This window comes from Methylobacterium sp. WSM2598, from assembly GCF_000379105.1.
GTDB lineage: Bacteria > Pseudomonadota > Alphaproteobacteria > Rhizobiales > Beijerinckiaceae > Methylobacterium.
Map to the genome: position 1 here is coordinate 1,086,240 of NZ_KB900609.1, position 15,166 is coordinate 1,101,405.

Here is a 15,166-nt window from a genome sequence, read left to right on the forward strand (position 1 = left end):
CGACGGACGCCATGGGACGGACGCCATTGGGGTGATTCTCGGCGGCGCTTCAGGCGGCCGACCTCCGCCGCTCTGGGTCCCGCACCGCGCGGCGCGTGTCGCCTCGTCGGACCCGGTACGGGTCCTTCGTGCGCCGTCCCGCGCCTCCGCTTCGCAGCGCATGGAGGAAGCTGCCGCGCGGCCTGGAGGGCACCGGGCCGTCTCCCCGCGGCGCCCGGGGCGTGTCCCGCACCCCCTTTGCAGGCCCGATGCCGGATGGTTGGATGGCATTGCCGCGGCCGCATCCGCGCAGCCCGAAGGCGAGTCCCGGTCGCCGGCGGCGCGAGGGAGGAGCCACCATGGTCGCCAAGAACACGATCTGCCTGTGGTACGACAAGGACGCCGAGGCGGCTGCCCGCTTCTACGTCGAGACCTTTCCGGACAGCGCGATGGGGAGCGTCCAGCGCGCGCCGGCCGACTACCCGTCGGGGAAGGCGGGCGACGTGCTGACGGTCACGTTCACGGTAGCCGGCATCCCCTGCATCGGCCTGAACGGCGGGCCCGCCTTCCGGCACAGCGAGGCCTTCTCCTTCCAGATCGCCACGGACGATCAGGCGGAAACGGACCGTCTCTGGACCGCGATCGTCGGGAACGGCGGACAGGAGAGCGCCTGCGGCTGGTGCAAGGATCGCTGGGGCATCTCGTGGCAGATCACGCCGCGCGCGCTCACCGCCGCGATGGCCGCCGGCGGCGAGGAGGCGAAGCGCGCCTTCGCGGCCATGATGACCATGCGCAAGATCGACGTCGCGGCGATCGAGGCGGCCCGGCGCGGATGAGGCGCGTGGGCTGACCGAGATCCGTGCTCCCGCTCGCGGTGCGTCGAGGGCGCGGCCATACGCGGTCCGGACGTGATCGTCCGGACAGCGGCTCAGCCGCCCAGATAGGTGCGGAGGTTGCGGCGGATGCGCGCGAGGGGAGGCTCGGCGGGGTCGGGCAGGGCGAAGGGCTGCCCCGTGATGGTCTCGAAGGCCCGGACGTAGACCAGCGCCGTCTCCATCACGACCTCGGGCGGGATCGCCGGGATCGGGTCGCGGTAGGGATCGCAGCGCGCCACCACCCAGTTGCGGACGAAGTCCTTGTCGAAGCTCTCCGGCGCCTCCCCGGCCGCGAAGCGCGCCGGGTAGCTCCCGGCGAACCAGTAGCGGCTGCTGTCGGGCGTGTGGATCTCGTCGGCGAGCACGATGCGGCCCTGCGCATCCGTGCCGAACTCGTACTTGGTGTCGGCGAGGATGAGGCCGCGCCGGGCCGCCAAGTCCTGGCCGCGGGCGAACAGCGCCAGGGCCGTCTCCGAGACGGTCCGCCACTGCGCCTCGGTGAGCAGGCCCTGGGCGAGGATCGCCTCCGGCGTGAGCGGCGCGTCGTGCCCCCCCTCCCCGGCCTTGGAGGTCGGGGTCAGGATGGCCTGCGCCAGCTTCTCGTTCGGGCGCAGCCCCTCGGGCAGGCGGTGGCCGTACATCTCCCGCTGGCCGGCCCGGTAGAGGGTCAGGATCGACGTGGCGGTGGTGCCCGCGAGGTAGCCCCGCACCACGATCTCGACCGGCAGGATGGTCAGGCGCCGCGCCACCACGACGTTCGGGTCGGGATACGCGAGGACGTGGTTCGGGCAGAGGTCGCGGGTCGCCTCGAACCAGAAGCGCGCCGTCTGGGTCAGAACCTGCCCCTTGAGGGGGATCGCCGCCAGGATGCGGTCGAAGGCGCTGATCCGGTCGCTGCTGATCAGGATGCGCCGCCCGTCGGGCAGGTCGTAATTGTCCCGCACCTTGCCGCGCACGTAGTTCGGCAGGTCCGGGAGCACGGCCTCGGCGAGCGCCTGACCGGCATAGGGGGCGAGGTCTTCGGCTCTCATGGGGGCTCCGGGGTCGGGTCTCGGGGGAGCGGCGTGCGCCCGCGGGGGCGCCGCTGTCAAACCGGCGCCCCGATGGCGATGCAGATCTTGCCGAGATGCGCACCGGATTCCTCGTGCCGGAACGCCTCCGCCAGCGCCTACAGGGGGAAGCTGCGGTCGATCTCCGGCCGCAGGCCCGTCGCGTCGAGGGCGCGCACGAAATCCTGCTGGTGGCGCCGGCTGCCGACGATCAGCCCCTGCAGCCGGGCCTGCTTGGCCATCAGCGCCGCGGTTGGCACCTCGCCGCCGCGCCCGGTGAGCACGCCGATCAGCGAGATGTGGCCGCCCACGCGCACGGCCGCGATCGATTGCGGCAGCGTGCCCGGCCCGCCGACCTCGACGACGTGGTCGACGCCGCGCCCGCCCGTGAGGCGCCGGACCGCCTCGCCCCAGTGCGGCTCGGCGCGGTAATTGACGAGGTGGTCGGCCCCGAGCTCCCGCGCCCGGGCGAGCTTCTCGTCCGATGAGGAGGTGGCGATCACGGTGGCGCCCATCGCCTTTGCGAGCTGAAGCGCGAAGATCGAGACGCCGCCGGTGCCGAGCACCAGCACGCTGTCCCCGGCCTTGAGCCCGCCATCGACCACGAGCGCCCGCCACGCGGTGAGCCCCGCGGTGGTCAGCGTCGCGGCCTCGGCGTGGCTGTAGCCGGCAGGCGCGCGCGTGAACCAGGTCGCGGGCCGCACCAAAGCCTCGCGGGCGTAGCCGTCGACGCCGTCGCCCGGCACGGTGGAGAAGTCCCCGACCTCCGCCGGGCCGTCCTGCCAGAGCGGGAAGAAGCAGGACACGACCGCGTCCCCGGGCGCGAATTCGGCGACGCCCTCGCCCACCGCCTCGACCTCGCCGGCGCCGTCCGAGAGCGGGATGCGGCCGGCGAAGCGGCCATCGGTCGCCCGGGCCACGCCGTAATCGTGGTAATTGAGCGAACTCGCCCGCAGCCGCACCCGGATCTGGCCGGGTCCGGGCTCGCCGGGCTCCGGCAGGTCGACGGCTTCGAGCGCGTCGAGGCCTCCTCGGGCTCCGATCCTGATGGCGCGCATGGCGGGTCTCCGTCTCACGGGCTCTGCGGGCAGGCGGCGGGGCTCAGCGGTGCCCCACCGCCCAGACATAGGCCGCGACGGCCCTGAGGTCCTGCTCCGAGAGCGCGACCCCGCCCATCGGCGGCATCGCGCCGCCGTGCTTCCTGGGCTCGGGCACGCCGCTCGCGATCGTGCGGGTGATGCCCGCGAGGCTGCCGTCGCTCCACACCCACTCATGGTCGGTGAGGTCGGGTCCGATCGGCGAGCCCTTGGCGTCCGAGCCGTGGCAGCCGCCGCAGGTCGCCCCACCGATCTCCCCCACGAAGATCCGCGCCCCGCGCGCCACCTCCTCGCGCGTCGCCCCCTCGGGCACTGGCAGGGAGGCGGCCTCGCGCCCCGCATCCGGGTGGATGCCCTCGGGGGGAAGCTCCGCCCGCGAGCCCCTGGCGGCCGGCCTGGCCTCGGGGGCGGCGGCAACCGCCGCCTGCGGATTGCCGCCCTGGTAGGTGACGCGCCAGATCCGGCCGCGGACGTCGTCGGAGATGTACAGCGCCCCGTCCGGGGCGACCGCGAGGCCGGTCGGCCGGAACTGCGCCCGGCCCGGCTCCTTGACCGCGCCCGCGAACCCGTCCGCGAAGACCGCGAACGGCCCGGCGGCCCTGCCGTCCCTGAGGGGCTGGAACACCACGTTGTAGCCGCCCTGCGGCCCGGGGGCGCGGTTCCAGGAGCCGTGGAAGGCGATGAGCGCACCGCCCCGATAGGCGGACGGGAAGGCCTTCGGCCCCGCCGCGAGGTAGATCTTCATGTCGTTGGGCGCCCAATGGGCCGGGAAGGCCGCGACCGGCCCCTGGCGGTCGGCGCAGAGCCCGACCTTCCTGCCGCCGTCGCCGCCGTATTCGGGAGCGAGGACGAGCTTCCTCTGCTCGGCATCGTAGTAGCATTCGGGCCAGCCGTAATCGGCGCCGGTCTTGAGCTCGACCACCTCCTCGGCCGGCAGCTCGAATCCCTGCCGGGCGGTGTAGAGCGCCGGCCAGTTCTCGTGCAGCTGGTCGCGGCCGTGCTGGGTGACGAGGACGCGGCCCTCGGCGTCGAGGGCGAAGCCCTCGGCGTTGCGCAGGCCCGTGGCGTAGCGCTCGGCGGGCGAGAAGGTCTGGCCGGTCCGGCGCGCGTCGTAGCGCCAGATCCCGGCCCGCGTCTCCTTCTCGGTGCAGGGGGCGTGGCCGCGCGAGCCCGGCATGCGGTTCCTCACCTCGCAGGCATTGGTGGCCGAGCCGAGATCGACGAGGAGGTCGCCCTGCGGCGTGATCGCGAAGGGGTGCATCGGGTGGTCGCCGCCGAGCGGCAGGCCGGAGACGACCAATTCGGCCTTCGCCGTCGGCGCGAGGTCCCCCGGCGCGAGCGGGTAGCGCAGGATGCGGTCGTTGCTCTCCGCGTAGACGGCGCCCTCGAACAGGGCGAGGCCGGTGCCGCCGTGCCCGCCCTCGGCCGCGCTCTCGCCGAAGCGCTCGACCGCGTCGGCCTTCCCGGTCCCGGTGCGGTCCCGCAGGGCGAGCAGGAAGCCGCCCGGGGGCGCGGCGGTCTTGTAGTAGGACCCGCTCCAAGTATTGGCGTAGAGCGTGCCGTCGGGCGCCACCGCCATCTGGCGGACATGGCCGAGATCGTCCGCGAAGACCGTGGCGCAGAAGCCCGGCGGCAGGGAGAGCCCGGCATTGGGTCCCGGGCAGGCGCCCTCGGCCGCGAGCGCCGGGACGGCCGCGGCGAGCGCGAGGCCGAGGGAGGCGGCGGCCCGGAGCGGGCGGGAAGCGGGGCGGCGCGTCTCGAGCGCGGCGAAGCGGGCGCGCATGGCGCGGCCTCCTGGGCTGGGCGAGCGGGGCTCCGCGAGGGGCGCGACCCCGGGTCGGCCAGGATCTAGGGCGCGCCGCGCCGGGAGGGAGCCGGCCGCCCTCGCTTGACGGCGGCGGGGAGCGCCGGCAAGCGGGCCGCGTCCGGACGAGCCGGCACCGGCCCTGAAAGGCGAGCATCCCCCATGGGCAGAGCCCTCGACACGTTCACGATCGCCCGCGGCATCGTCATCGCGTCCGGCTGGACGACCGGGCGCCGGCCGCGGATCCTGTACGACGGCCGGCCGCTCGCCAGCGCCTTCCAGGCGATCGAGCGCCCCGACGTCGTCGCCGCCTTCGGCAAGCGGGCCGCCCGCTGGGGCTTCCGGCTCGCCGCCGTGACCACGCTGCCGGAGCCGGATCCGGAGCGGGTCGCGATCCGGTTCGGCTTCCGCGACGTCGTCCCGCTGACCGCCTACGCGGACCGCAACCGCGGCCGGCTGCTCCCGAAATTCGTCGCCCTGGTCGCCGAGCGGGGCGGCTCGCTCCTGGAGATCGGCGCCCGGGCGCGCAGCGGCCACGTCTACCGCACCCTCTTCCCGGCGAGCGTCGCCTATACGGGCCTGGACATCCTGGCCGGGCCCAACGTCGACGTGGTCGGCGACGCCCACCACCTGTCGCGCGTCCTCGACCGGCGCTTCGACTTCGCGTTCTCGGTCTCGGTCTTCGAGCACCTGCTGATGCCCTGGAAGGCCGCCCTCGAACTCAACCGCGTGCTGACCGACGGCGGCCTCGCCTATATCGGCTCGCATCAGGCCTGGCCGCTGCACGAGGCGCCGTGGGACTTCTGGCGCTTCTCCGACAATGCGTGGCGCGGCCTGTTCAACCGGCACACCGGCTTCGAGGTGGTCGAGACCGAGATGGGGCTCGAAGGCTTCACGGTGCCGAGCTTCTCCGGCGCCGGGCCGATCGCCGGCATCGACCGGCAGCCGGCCTTCCTGAGTTCGAGCTGCCTCGTGCGCAAGGTCGCGCCGCCCGCCGTGTCCTGGGACGCCGAGGTGGCGGAGATCTACGACCTGCACTACTCGCACGCGTAGGGGCGGACCGCCCGGGGGCATGGGCCGCTCGGGGGCATGGTCCACTCGGGGGCATCGTCCACTCGGGGGCATGGGCGCTCGGCCGCCGCGCCCCTCGTCCTGCGCGCGAACGCGCCCGCACCGACTCGACTTCCGGACCGCCACGCCGGAGAGTGCGGCCGCGCTCACGCATGGGGGACACACGCACATGAAGCCGATCGGCAGGGTCGCGATCCAGGGTCTCGGGGCCTGTCTCCTCGCCGCCCTCCTCACGGCGCCGGCCCGCGCCGAGCCGGGCGAGGACGGCAAGCTGCGCGTCGGCCTGATGTTCACCCTGAGCGGCCCCTCGGCGGTGCTCGGCGAGCAGGGGCGCGACGGGTTCCTGCTCGCGCTCGAGACCATGGGCCGGAAGCTCGGCGGCCTCGACACCGAGGTGCTGGTGGTCGACGACGAGCTCAAGCCCGACGTCGCCGCCAACCGGGCGCGGGACTTCGCGCGGCGCGACCGGGTCGATTTCGTGGTCGGCCCGACCTTCTCGAACGTGCTGCGGGCGATCGTGCGGCCGGTCACCGAATCGGGCGCCTTCCTGATCAGCCCCAATGCCGGCACCTCGAACTACGCCGGGTCCGAGTGCAACCCGAACCTGTTCGTCTCCTCCTACCAGAACGACCAAGTCCACGAGGTCCTGGGCAAGGTCGCGCAGGACAAGGGCTACAAGCGCCTCGTCCTCCTCGCCCCGAACTACCAGGCCGGCAAGGATTCGCTGGCCGGCTTCAAGCGCTCCTACAAGGGCGAGGTGGTGAGCGAGATGTTCACCCCGCTGGGCCAGCTCGACTTCTCGGGCGAGCTGGCGCAGATCGCGGCCGCCAGCCCGGACGCGGTCTTCGCCTTCATGCCGGGTGGCATGGGGGTCAACCTCGTGCGGCAGTACCGGCAGGCGGGCCTCGCCCAGATCCCGTTCCTCTCCGCCTTCACGGTCGACGAGAGCACGCTGCCGGCCCAGAAGGACGCCGCAGTCGGCTTCTACGGCGGCGCCAACTGGGCGCCCGACCTCGACAACCCGCAATCCAAGGCCTTCGTGGCCGCCTACGAGAAGGCGTATGGCCGCGTGCCCGGCACCTACGCCATGCAGGCCTACGACGCCGCCCAGATGATCGACAGCGCCGTCAGGGCCGCCAAGGGCAACCTGAAGGACAGGGACGCGCTGCGCGCCGGCCTCAAGGCGGCCGAGTTCCCGTCGCTGCGCGGCCGATTCCGGATCGGCAACAACCACTTCCCGATCCAGGACTTCTACCTCGTCCGCGCCGCCAAGCGCCCCGACGGCAAGTACGAGACCCAAATCGTCGAGAAGATCTTCTCGGACTACCGCGACGCCTACGCCGCCGAGTGCAAGATGTGACGGGGCGATGCTGAACCTGTTCCTGATCCAGGCGCTGAACGGCGTGCAGCTCGGCATCCTGCTGTTCCTCGTGGCGGCGGGGCTGACGCTGGTCTTCGGCGTGATGGACCTGATCAACCTGGCGCACGGGGCGCTCTACATGGTGGGCGCCTACCTCGCCGCGACGCTGGCCGGCCTCACGGGCAGTTTCGGGCTCGGCCTCCTCCTCGCCCTGCCCGCCTCCCTGGCCTTCGGCCTCCTCGTGGAGGCGCTGGTGATCCGCCACCTCTACGAGCGCGACCACCTCGACCAGGTGCTCGCCACCTTCGGGCTGATCCTCATCCTCAACGAGGGGGTGCGGATCCTGTGGGGCAACGCCCCGATGAGCGTGGCCCTGCCCGAGGCCCTGTCGGGCGCGGTGCCGCTCACCGGCACGCTGCGCTACCCGCTCTACCGGGTGGCGATCATCGCGGCGGGGCTCGCCGCCGCCCTCCTCCTGCACCTCCTGGTCCACCGCACGCGGCTCGGCATGCAGCTGCGCGCCGGGGCCACGCACGGGCCGATCGTGGCGGCCCTCGGGGTCGACGTCCGGCGCCTGTTCCGGCTCGTCTTCGGGCTCGGCGCCGTGCTGGCCGGCTTCGCCGGCGCCATGGTGGCGCCGATCCTCTCGGTCGATCCCGGCATGGGGGATTCCGTGCTGATCCTGACCTTCGTGGTCATCGTGATCGGCGGGGTCGGCTCGGTGCGGGGCGCCTTCGTGGCGAGCCTGATCGTCGGCCTCGCCGACCAGCTCGGGCGCAGCTTCGGGCCGATCCTGCTGCGCAGCCTGATGGAGGCCTCGGCGGCGGCCCAGACCGGGCGGACGCTGGCCCCGATGCTGACCTACATCCTGATGGCGGGCGTGCTGGCCTTCCGCCCGGCCGGCCTGTTCCCGGCGCGCGGCCGATGAGCGGCGCCCCCTCACTCGGCGCGCGGCTCGCCGCGCGGACCGGCGGGGGCGGGCGGCTTCGCCCGTCGCGGTCCGGCCTCGCGGCGCTCGCCCTGCTCGCCGCCTTCGCGCTCGTCCCGCCCGCCGCGCAGGCGCTCGGCCTGCCCTTCCTGACCGCGACGGCGACCCGCATGCTGATCTTCGGGCTCGCCGCCCTCTCCCTCGACCTCGTGCTCGGCCTGGGCGGCCTCGTCTCGTTCGGGCACGCGGCCTTCCTGGGCATCGGCGCCACCGCGCTCGGCATCCTCGACGCGCACGGCCTGCGCGACCTCGCCGTCCAGGTGCCGGCCGCGGTCGCGTCCTGCGGGCTCTTCGCCCTCGTCACCGGGGCGATCGCGCTGCGCACGCGCGGCGTCTACTTCATCATGATCACGCTCGCCTTCGGGCAGATGGCGTATTTCCTGGCGGTCTCGCTCGCGGCCTATGGCGGGGACGACGGCATGGCCCTGTCGCGGCGCTCGACCCTGTTCGGCCGCCCGCTCCTCGACGGGGACGAGGCCCTGTTCTACGCCGCCCTCGCGGTCATGGCCGGCGCCCTCCTCGGCCTGCGGCGGGTGGCGGGCTCGCGCTTCGGCCGGGTGCTGCGCGGCACGCGCGACAACCCGACCCGCATGGAGGCGATCGGCTTCCCGGCCTTCCCCTACCGGCTCACCGCCTACGGCCTGGCGGGGGCGCTGGCGGGCCTCGCCGGCGTGCTGCTCGCCAACCAGGCCGAGTTCGTCTCGCCCGCCTACATGAGCTGGCAGCGCTCGGGCGAACTCATCGTCATGGTGGTGCTCGGCGGCCGGGGCACCCTGGTCGGGCCGGTGGTCGGGGCGGCGGCGCTGATCGCGCTGGAGGAGGTGCTGGCGCGGCATTCCGAGCATTGGCGGCTCGGCCTCGGCCTGATCCTGGTCGCGAGCGTGCTCCTCGGCCGCGGCGGCCTCGCGGGCCTCGTTCCCGGCCGGGGAGGCCGGCCGTGAGCCCGCTCCTGCGCGTCCGCCACCTGCGCAAGTCCTACGGGGCGCTGCGCGTCACCGACGACGTCTGCCTCGACGTGGCGGCGGGCGAGATCCACGCCATCATCGGGCCGAACGGCGCCGGCAAGACGACCCTGATCCACCAGCTCTCCGGGCGCCTGCGCAGCGACGGCGGCACGGTGCTCTTCGCCGGGGAGGACGTCACGCGCCTCCCGATGGTCGGCCGCGTGCGCCGCGGCCTCGCGCGCTCGTTCCAGATCACCTCGCTGCTCGACGGCTTCACGGTGCTGGAGAACGCCGCCCTCGCCGTGCAGGCGCGGGCCGGGTCGAGCTTCCGCTTCTTCGGCGCGGCGGGCCGCGAGGCGGCGCTCAACCAGGAGGCGGCGGCGGCCCTCGCCCGGGTCGGCCTCGCCGACCGGGCCGCGCGGCGGGCCGGGAGCCTGTCGCACGGCGAGAAGCGCCAGCTCGAGATCGCGGTGGCGCTCGCCACCGGGGCGCGCCTCCTCCTCCTCGACGAGCCGCTCGCCGGCACCGGCGCGGAGGAATCCGCCGCCCTGGTGCGGCTCCTGCGCGACCTGCGCGCGACGCACACGATCGTGCTGATCGAGCACGACATGGAGGCGGTCTTCGCCCTCGCCGACCGGATCAGCGTGCTGGTCGACGGCCGCGTGGTGGCGAGCGGCGCCCCCGCGGCGGTGCGGGCCGACCCGCTCGTGCGCGCGGCCTATCTGGGCGAGGAGGCGGCCTGATGCTGCGCGTCGAGGGGCTGGAGAGCGCCTACGGCGAATCCCGCGTGCTGTTCGGCATCGACCTCGCGGTCGGGCCCGGCGAGGCCGTGACGCTGCTCGGCCGCAACGGCATGGGCAAGACCACGATCGTCCGCTCGCTCTTCGGGCTGCTGACGCCGCGGGCGGGCCGGGTGCTGATCGACGGCGAGGACATGGCCGGGCGCCCGTCCCACCTCATCGCCCGGCGCGGCCTCGGGCTGGTCCCGGAGGGCCGGCAGGTCTTCCCGACCCTCTCGGTGGAGGAGAACCTCGTCGCCACCCACCGCAGGCCGGCGCGGGGCCCCGCCCCGTGGACGCTGGCGACGGTCTACCGGCTGTTTCCGCGCCTGAAGGAGCGGCGGCACCACGGCGGCAACGATCTCTCGGGGGGCGAGCAGCAGATGCTGGCGATCGGCCGCGCCCTGATGACGAATCCGCGCCTCGTGGTGCTCGACGAGGCGACCGAGGGGCTGGCGCCCCTGATCCGCGAGGAGATCTGGGCCTGCCTGCGGGCGATCCGGGACGAGGGCGCGGCGATCCTGGTGATCGACAAGAACGTCGAGGCGCTCACCCGCCTCGCCGACCGCCACGTGGTGATCGAGAAGGGCCGCGTCGCCTGGACCGGCACCAGCGCGGCGCTGGCGCGCAGCCCCGAGGTGAAGGACCGCTTCCTGCACGTGTGAGCCGCCGGACATGTGATCAGCCCGCCGCGGCCGCTTGACGGCGGCCACCCGGTCGCGGTGGGGTTGCGGCGGCCCCGCGATCCGGGGGCCGCGGCGTCCGGGCGCGCGGCGGGACCGGCGGACGGACAGGGAGGACGAATCATGACGGCCATGACCGCAGGCGTGACCCGGGCCGGCGAGGGCATCGAGGGAATCCGCTGGAACATCCTCGGCCAGACCTACGTGCCCAAGCAGCTCTCGGAGGCCTCCTTCGGCTGGCACGCGACGCTGCCCCCCGGCACCTTCGTGCCGCCGCACATCCACCCGACCCAGGACGAGTTCGTCTACATGCTGCAGGGCCGGCTCAGCCTGGAGCTGAACGGCGAGCCCGGCCTCGCCGAGCCCGGCGACACGATCCGCCTGCCTCGCGGCGTCCCGCACGGCCTGTTCAACCGCGGCGACGCGGACGTGAAGTGCCTGTTCTGGGTCGCGCCGTCGCGCCGCCTCTACGACCTGTTCTGGGCCCTGCACAATCTCGGGCCGAACGCCGCCCCGGCCGACCTCGCGGCGATCTCCGCCCAGCACGAGGTCGATTTCCTGCCCCCGCCCGAGGCGGAGTGAGGCCATGCGCGTCGTCATCGTCGGCGCCAGGATCGGCGGGCTCGCCACCGCCCTGATGCTGCACCGGCGCGGCATCCGGGCCGAGATCTACGAGCAGGCCGCGCAGGTGCGCGAGGTCGGGGTCGGCATCAACACCCTGCCGCACGCGATCCGCGAACTCGCCGATCTCGGCCTGCTCGCCGCCCTCGACCGGGTGGCGATCCGCACCCGCGAATTGCGCTACTACAACCGCCAGGGCCAGGAGGTCTGGCGCGAGCTGCGCGGCACCCATGCGGGGCATCCGGTGCCGCAATTCTCGATCCATCGCGGGCGCCTCCAGGGCGTGCTGGACGCGGCCGTGCGGGAGCGCCTGGGCGGGGAGGCCGTGCGCACCGGCCTCGCGCTGTCCGGCTTCCTGGAGGACGAGGGCGGGGTCACGGCGCATTTCACCGACGCGGTGCGGGGCGGGGCCGGGCGCACGGTGCGGGCCGACGTGCTGATCGCGGCGGACGGGATCCACTCGGTCGCCCGCCGCCGCTTCTACCCGGACGAGGGGCCGCCCTGCTGGAACGGCGTGCTGATGTGGCGGGGCGCCGCGCCCTGGGCCCCCTGGGGCGACGGGCGCACCATGGCGATCGGCGGCGGCATGGGCGGCAAGTGCGTGCTCTACCCGATCGCCGAGGCCGAGGACGGGCGCCAGCTGATGAACTGGGTCGTGCTCGCCAAGGTGGCGGACGGGCGCGTCTCGCCGCCCCCGAAGGAGAGCTGGTCGCGCCCGGCCCAGCGCGCGACGGTGCTGCCCTTCGCGCGCCGCTTCACGCTCCCGGATTTTGATTTTTCCGGGCTGGTCGAGGCCACGCCCCAGGCCTTCGAGTACCCGATGTGCGACCGCGACCCGCTGCCGCGCTGGACGCACGGGCGGGTCACCCTGCTCGGGGACGCGGCCCATCCGATGTACCCGGTCGGCTCGAACGGCGCCTCGCAGGCCATCCTGGACGCGCGGGCGCTCGCCGACGCGCTCGCCCGGGCCGAGCACCCGGCCCAGGCGCTCCTGGCCTACGAGGCCGAGCGCCGGCCGAAGACGGCCGAGATCGTGCTCCTCAACCGCAAGGGCGGCCCCGAGCGGGTGATCGACGAGGTGGAGAAGCGCGCCCCGGCGGGCTTCTCGGCGATCGACGCGGTGATGAGCCACGCCGAGCGCCAGGCGATCGTCAGCGGCTACGCGGGCAAGGCCGGCTTCGCCGCCGCGTCCGCCCTGCGGGTGGCGGCGGAGTAGGACGGCGGCCCGGTCCTGGGTGGCGACGGCCCGCCCGACGGGACGGCGCGGCGCTCATCCTCGCACTCGCCGGAGGGACGCGCCCCGCTGCCCCGGATCTCCCCCGCCCCGCTGGTTCAATCGCGCGGGCCGGAGACGGGTCCGGCAGGCGGGGAGCGCGAGGACGCAAACCGGCCGGCTCGCCGCCCTCGCCTCATACGCCATCCGGTCGATTGCGTCGCCATGCGGGTGTCGGCTTCGCTCAGGCGCCGCGCGGGCGCGTGATCCGGGACCCGCTTCGATCGAGCGGATCCCGGATCAGGCCCCCGGCCAGCGGCGGAAGCGCCGCGCCGCGTAGGGGCCGATGTCGAGCGGGGGCGCCGCGCCGCGGGCGAGGGCGCCGGCGGCCCGGCCGGTGATCGGCCCGGCGGCCAGCCCGACATGGCCGTGCCCGAAGGCGTGCACGATGTCGGGCGTGGAAGAGGCGGGGCCGATCACCGGCAGGCCGTCGGGAGTGGAGGGGCGATGCCCCATCCAGCGCGCGCTCTCCTCCGGCGTGGCGCGCAGGTCCGGATAGGCGGCGTTCGCGTGGCGCAGCAGGATCGCGGCCCGGCGCCAGTCCGGCGCCGCCTCGACGCGGGCGAGCTCCACCTGTCCGGCGAGGCGCAGGCCCTGCATCGTCAAGGTGTTCGCCATCCGGCCGTCGCTCGGCATGATCGGGATGCGCGGGGCCGCGCGCGGCGCGGGCACCACCACGTGGTAGCCGCGCTCGCTCGCGAGCGGCACCCGGTCGCCGGCGAGGCGCGCGAGGCGCCCCGCCCCGATCCCCGCGGCGATCACCGCCCGATCGCAGGGGATCTCGCCCGCCTCGGTCATCACGGCCCGCAGGCGGCCCGCCGCGACGCGGAAATCCCGCGCCGCGATCCGGGCGAGGACGGCGCCCCGCGCGACCGCCTCGGCGACCAGGGCCGCGACGTAGCCGCCCGGATCGACGCAGTGGGCGCCCTCCTCGATCAGGACGCCGAAGCCGTAGCGCCCGGACAGGCAGGGCACGCGCCGGGACAGGTCCTCGGGGCCGAGTTCGACCCAGGACAGGCCGTTGTCGCGGCGCAGCCGCCAGGCCAGGGCCTCCGCCGCGAAGGCGGCGCGGTCCGGATAGGCGTAGAGCAGCCCCTCGCGCCGGATCAGGTCGGGCCGGCCGATCCCGGCGGCCAGGGCCGCGTGGCGGGAGGGCGCGTCCGCCAGGAGCGGCGCCAGGGCCCGCGCCGTCCGCTCCACCGCCGCCACGCTCCGCCCGGCGAGGAGGAAGCGCGCCAGCCAGGGCGCGAGACGGGGCAGGTCGGCCCAGCGGATCGTCAGCGGGCCGGCCGGGTCGAGGAGGTAGCCCGGCACCCTGCGCCAGGTCCCCGGCAGCGCCATCGGCACGATCGAGCCGGGGCTGATCCAGGCGCCGTTGCCGTAGCTCGCCGCCTGCGCGCCGCCGGGCTCGCCCGGCTCGATCAGCGTGACCCGGCAGCCGGCGCGCACGAGGTCGAGGGCGGTCGCCGCACCCACGATGCCGGCGCCGATGACTGCGACGTGGAGGGCCATCGCGCGCTCAGGCCTGCGCGCGCACGCGGGCATTCGCCCGCACCGCGTGCTCCGACACGGTGATGCCGAGGCCCGGGCCGTCCGGCACGACGACCTCGCCGCCGCGATTCTCCACCCGCGTCTCCAGCACGTCCTCGATGAGGACGTGGTGGGGCATGTAGAACTCGCATCCGGGCGAGACGCCCGGGGTCGCGGCGATGAACTGGGTCCCGGCCGCGAGCGCGACGCCGCCCTCCCACAGCGTGCCGCCGTAGCCGGGCAGGCCTGCCGCGTCGGCGAGCGCCATCAGCCCCTGCGCCTTGAGCAGGCCGCCGGTCTTCATCAGCTTGACCGAGATCGCGTCCGCCGCGCCGAGCCGCACGATCTCCGCGAGGTCGCTCGCGTCGAAGCAGCTCTCGTCGGCCAGGATCGGGGTGTCGAGGGCCGCCGCCAGGGAGGTCATCGCGGCGAGGTGGCCGCGGGCGACCGGCTGCTCGATGAAGGTCGGCGCCAGCGTCTCGACGTCGCGCAGCAGCCGGATCGCCCCGAAGGGCGCGAGGGCCTGGTTGTCATCGACGCGCAGGTCGAGGGCGGCGCCGAACTCGGCCCGGATCGCCTCCAGCCGCGCCATCTTCCGGCGGTGCTCCCGCACGCCGGTCTTGACCTTGACGATGCGCGCGCCGGCCGGGACCATGGCCCGCATCCGGTCGAGATCGGCGGCGAAGTCGGGATCGGCGATGGAGAAGGAGAGCGGGATCGTGTCGCGGACGCGGCCCCCGAGCAGGTCCGCCACCGAGAGCCCGGATTGGCGGCCGAGGATGTCGAACAGGGCCGTCTCGACCGCGAGCTTGGCCTCGGCATGGCCGACCAGGGCCCGGTCCATCGCCGCGCCGAGGGCCCGGATGCGCCGCACGGGGGCGCCGAGCACCAGCGGGCGCAGGTAGCGGTCGAGGGCCGCGAAGGCGGCCTCGGGCGTGCCGGTGAAGACCGCCCAGGGCGCCGCCTCACCCCAGCCGACCACGCCGTCGCTGGCGGTGAGGTCGAGGAGGACGCGCGTGACCGCGCCCTCGACGGTCCCGACGCCCTGCAGCCGGGCCATGCGGATCGGGCTCTCGATCGGGAACAGCCGCATGCGGTCGATCACGGGCGCGC

13 protein-coding genes and 1 pseudogene are annotated in these 15,166 nt (G+C 74.6%); 9 read left to right on the forward strand and 5 right to left on the reverse strand.

What is annotated here, in order from left to right; all coding sequences use genetic code 11:
- Window positions 1–338 precede the first annotated feature (338 nt).
- Window positions 339–815, forward strand: a complete 477-nt coding sequence (locus MET2598_RS0105265; protein WP_012333428.1) for a VOC family protein — start codon at window positions 339–341, stop codon at window positions 813–815.
- Window positions 816–907: 92 nt separating this feature from the next.
- On the opposite strand, the gene MET2598_RS0105270 is transcribed toward MET2598_RS0105265, so the two are convergent.
- From MET2598_RS0105270 to MET2598_RS0105280, 3 genes and pseudogenes are all read right to left on the reverse strand, one after another.
- Window positions 908–1,885: a phosphoribosylaminoimidazolesuccinocarboxamide synthase gene (locus MET2598_RS0105270; protein ID WP_012333427.1), complete on the reverse strand. Its 978-nt coding sequence runs from the start codon at window positions 1,883–1,885 to the stop codon at window positions 908–910.
- A gap of 56 nt (window positions 1,886–1,941) precedes the next feature.
- A pseudogene (locus tag MET2598_RS35965) lies at window positions 1,942–2,961 on the reverse strand (zinc-dependent alcohol dehydrogenase family protein).
- Window positions 2,962–3,004: 43 nt separating this feature from the next.
- A complete protein-coding gene (locus tag MET2598_RS0105280; RefSeq protein ID WP_018260104.1) occupies window positions 3,005–4,783 on the reverse strand; it encodes a c-type cytochrome in 1,779 nt (592 codons plus the stop codon).
- 183 nt (window positions 4,784–4,966) lie between these two features.
- On the opposite strand from MET2598_RS0105280, the gene MET2598_RS0105285 reads away from it, so the two are divergent.
- From MET2598_RS0105285 to MET2598_RS0105320, 8 genes are all read left to right on the forward strand, one after another.
- The gene (locus MET2598_RS0105285; RefSeq protein ID WP_018260105.1) at window positions 4,967–5,857 is read left to right on the forward strand and encodes a methyltransferase domain-containing protein; all 891 of its coding nucleotides are present in this window, start codon (window positions 4,967–4,969) and stop codon (window positions 5,855–5,857) included.
- A gap of 187 nt (window positions 5,858–6,044) precedes the next feature.
- Entirely contained in the window at window positions 6,045–7,235 is a 1,191-nt protein-coding gene (locus MET2598_RS0105290; RefSeq protein ID WP_012333423.1) for an ABC transporter substrate-binding protein, read from the forward strand.
- A 7-nt stretch (window positions 7,236–7,242) separates the two neighbouring features.
- Window positions 7,243–8,163, forward strand: coding sequence for a branched-chain amino acid ABC transporter permease (locus MET2598_RS0105295; protein ID WP_012333422.1), 921 nt, complete (start codon window positions 7,243–7,245; stop codon window positions 8,161–8,163).
- Window positions 8,160–9,164: a branched-chain amino acid ABC transporter permease gene (locus MET2598_RS0105300; protein ID WP_018260106.1), complete on the forward strand. Its 1,005-nt coding sequence runs from the start codon at window positions 8,160–8,162 to the stop codon at window positions 9,162–9,164. The genes MET2598_RS0105295 and MET2598_RS0105300 overlap by 4 nt, the downstream gene beginning before the upstream one ends.
- Window positions 9,161–9,910 carry an ABC transporter ATP-binding protein gene (locus MET2598_RS0105305; RefSeq protein ID WP_018260107.1) on the forward strand — a complete coding sequence of 250 codons (750 nt, stop codon included), beginning with the start codon at window positions 9,161–9,163 and terminating at the stop codon, window positions 9,908–9,910. Before MET2598_RS0105300 ends, MET2598_RS0105305 begins: the two co-directional genes overlap by 4 nt.
- A complete protein-coding gene (locus MET2598_RS0105310; RefSeq protein WP_012333419.1) occupies window positions 9,910–10,611 on the forward strand; it encodes an ABC transporter ATP-binding protein in 702 nt (233 codons plus the stop codon). The genes MET2598_RS0105305 and MET2598_RS0105310 overlap by 1 nt, the downstream gene beginning before the upstream one ends.
- 141 nt (window positions 10,612–10,752) lie before the next feature.
- Window positions 10,753–11,211, forward strand: coding sequence for a cupin domain-containing protein (locus MET2598_RS0105315; protein WP_012333418.1), 459 nt, complete (start codon window positions 10,753–10,755; stop codon window positions 11,209–11,211).
- A 4-nt stretch (window positions 11,212–11,215) separates the two neighbouring features.
- The gene (locus tag MET2598_RS0105320) at window positions 11,216–12,466 is read left to right on the forward strand and encodes a flavin-dependent oxidoreductase (protein ID WP_018260108.1); all 1,251 of its coding nucleotides are present in this window, start codon (window positions 11,216–11,218) and stop codon (window positions 12,464–12,466) included.
- Between the two features lie 297 nt (window positions 12,467–12,763).
- On the opposite strand, the gene MET2598_RS0105325 is transcribed toward MET2598_RS0105320, so the two are convergent.
- Both MET2598_RS0105325 and MET2598_RS0105330 read right to left on the reverse strand, forming a co-directional pair.
- Complete coding sequence (locus MET2598_RS0105325) at window positions 12,764–14,035, reverse strand: NAD(P)/FAD-dependent oxidoreductase (protein ID WP_018260109.1); 1,272 nt, start codon at window positions 14,033–14,035, stop codon at window positions 12,764–12,766.
- 7 nt (window positions 14,036–14,042) lie between these two features.
- A complete protein-coding gene (locus tag MET2598_RS0105330; RefSeq protein WP_442919003.1) occupies window positions 14,043–15,146 on the reverse strand; it encodes an enolase C-terminal domain-like protein in 1,104 nt (367 codons plus the stop codon).
- Window positions 15,147–15,166 lie beyond the last annotated feature (20 nt).

Coding starts and splice junctions, on each gene's coding strand:
- MET2598_RS0105310 (WP_012333419.1), top strand. CDS start 9,910: ATGCTGCGCGTCGAGGGGCTGGAGAGCGCCTACGGCGAATCCCGCGTG.
- MET2598_RS0105325 (WP_018260109.1), bottom strand. CDS start 14,035: ATGGCCCTCCACGTCGCAGTCATCGGCGCCGGCATCGTGGGTGCGGCG.
- MET2598_RS0105265 (WP_012333428.1), top strand. CDS start 339: ATGGTCGCCAAGAACACGATCTGCCTGTGGTACGACAAGGACGCCGAG.
- MET2598_RS0105270 (WP_012333427.1), bottom strand. CDS start 1,885: ATGAGAGCCGAAGACCTCGCCCCCTATGCCGGTCAGGCGCTCGCCGAG.
- MET2598_RS0105295 (WP_012333422.1), top strand. CDS start 7,243: ATGCTGAACCTGTTCCTGATCCAGGCGCTGAACGGCGTGCAGCTCGGC.
- MET2598_RS0105285 (WP_018260105.1), top strand. CDS start 4,967: ATGGGCAGAGCCCTCGACACGTTCACGATCGCCCGCGGCATCGTCATC.
- MET2598_RS0105290 (WP_012333423.1), top strand. CDS start 6,045: ATGAAGCCGATCGGCAGGGTCGCGATCCAGGGTCTCGGGGCCTGTCTC.
- MET2598_RS0105330 (WP_442919003.1), bottom strand. CDS start 15,146: ATGCGGCTGTTCCCGATCGAGAGCCCGATCCGCATGGCCCGGCTGCAG.
- MET2598_RS0105300 (WP_018260106.1), top strand. CDS start 8,160: ATGAGCGGCGCCCCCTCACTCGGCGCGCGGCTCGCCGCGCGGACCGGC.
- MET2598_RS0105315 (WP_012333418.1), top strand. CDS start 10,753: ATGACGGCCATGACCGCAGGCGTGACCCGGGCCGGCGAGGGCATCGAG.
- MET2598_RS0105320 (WP_018260108.1), top strand. CDS start 11,216: ATGCGCGTCGTCATCGTCGGCGCCAGGATCGGCGGGCTCGCCACCGCC.
- MET2598_RS0105280 (WP_018260104.1), bottom strand. CDS start 4,783: ATGCGCGCCCGCTTCGCCGCGCTCGAGACGCGCCGCCCCGCTTCCCGC.